Origin of the sequence: Shewanella sp. 11B5 (assembly GCF_002836795.1) — a bacterium.
Lineage (GTDB): Bacteria > Pseudomonadota > Gammaproteobacteria > Enterobacterales > Shewanellaceae > Shewanella > Shewanella frigidimarina.
In genome coordinates, this window is the sequence record NZ_PJAP01000722.1 from 1 (window position 1) to 1,915 (window position 1,915).

The following is a 1,915-nucleotide window of genomic DNA, read 5'->3' on the forward strand; positions in this document are numbered from 1 at the left end:
TCATCTACAGCCTGTAAGAAACGATCCGTGGGGTCTTTTTTTTCATCAAGGGTGATATTGCCGAAAGGCGAATCAATCCTGCACATAGTTTTCTCCATGTAATGAGAATTAGGTTTCACAATAAGAATCCGGATCTATATCCGGTTTGCAGTTGAAACCTCCCGTGCAAAAGATGGGAGCGGAAAAGTGAGCAACATGCTCGATAGCCGACTGCAATGAAGTTTTACAATAGAGAAAGTTTTCAAATAAGTCAATGTGTAGTGTTCAAAATTAAATTGGTCACGATTTTAGAGTCATTCCAATATAGAGGTGGGAAGGCCTGAGACTTATAAACACTTTTTATTTACCATCATCAGCTTAAACTGATATTGATAGAGTTCATCATAATGATGTGTAATTTTATCGTTTCAGCTCAAAAAATGCTCTTTAATATGTATTAAAGTGCACTTTTTGCGAGTTTTAGCGCTTTATTAGCTCGTTCTGCATGTAATCGTGAGAGAAAGACATAAAACGTAGAATATGCAGCATTTACTGCATATTTAGTCACATTTTTATCAATTTACAACGAGAACACATTTAGCTTATCATTCAACATAGAAGAAAAACTTTCGGATCTTTTCGAAATAAACATTTCATAATCATCCTCATCAATTCCAAATTCTCCTCTATCGTCAATTAGATGAGATTTCAGTGTTTTATCAATCTGAGTATTTTCCTCTGAAAATTCGCCTATATATTGGCTCGGTGGTTTTTTCCCGATCTTATGTTTATTTGAATAACCATCGATCAACGTTATATTGGCTATCAAGTTAGGCTCTGCATCTTTTGAATTATTCTCAAGGTATTTCTTTGGAAAAAAATGATGGTAGTTTCTACTAGAAGCAATCTTAAGGTTACTATTATCTAACACAACAATTCCATCTGTATCAAATGACTTAGGCTGATTAAATGCCAGAAGGCATAAAATTGACTTGCAATAAGCATTTCCTGATGAAAAATGAGTTTCTGAAATTTCTGCAGCGCTCACAGTTAACTCTACATTAGGGTAGCGGGGAGACTTTCCTGTGATAATTTTGTCTATTTTATTAAAATCTTCACTTATTTTTGAGTCTGAGGCTGAACTATATCGTTCGTTTATTCCACACCAATAAAAAAACTGCTCAAGAAGCCTTGTCTGCTTTAAGCTAGCCTTTTTGTTATGTGTTTTATTAAAAAAATAAGTAATTGGAATAAGTAGAGCGGGATAAGGCAGTAGCTGAGAAACTGGTATTCTCAATTCAGTTCGAATGAAATCAATTGCACTAAAAAGGGAACTGACCATTGGGTCCCAATTTGCAATGAAATCTTCTCGCTTAATTTTAAGTATATCTTTCCCTTTAACTGCTCGTGATGTTATTGCCGCGACGCACTGCATTATTAGTGACTCTGGAAGAGTCTCATACTTAGCAGACATTAGGCATTGCTTTTCATCATCCGATCCATCCCTAAGAATCTCATAGCGTTCAGCCAAATCAAATCCTTTCGACTCGTCATAAGTTTTTGCAACCATTATTTCAAATACTGTTAATGATTTTCCACCTGTATTAATTCTTGAGAATACTTCACACGCAATTTCAATTGGGTAATCCTTTATCGTGATCGTAGAAAAATCATAATTCACTAACCGTCCCTTATATATCTCTATCTTTTTCAAGTTATCACGATCAAACTCATCCAATAAGTCTGTTACTTGAGAAGTTAATAGTCGGTGTACTGAAATATATCTCCCAGGATACTCTGAAGATAAATCTTCAGTTGTTACCATAGATTCATCACTTTCTGGGGAGACATCTAGATCCACAAATATCGATTTGTAGTCCACCTCTTTCCCATCTTTAGTTATTCTGATCCCTTTACGGATCGCATACAATGAAGT

The 1,915-nt window shown here is 35.2% G+C and carries 1 protein-coding gene; it reads right to left on the minus strand.

Annotated elements, in window-relative coordinates:
• Positions 1 to 559: 559 nt before the first annotated feature.
• Positions 560 to 1,915 (minus strand): hypothetical protein (locus CXF78_RS15740; protein WP_180957176.1); only part of this gene is annotated, 1,356 nt, incomplete at its 5' end.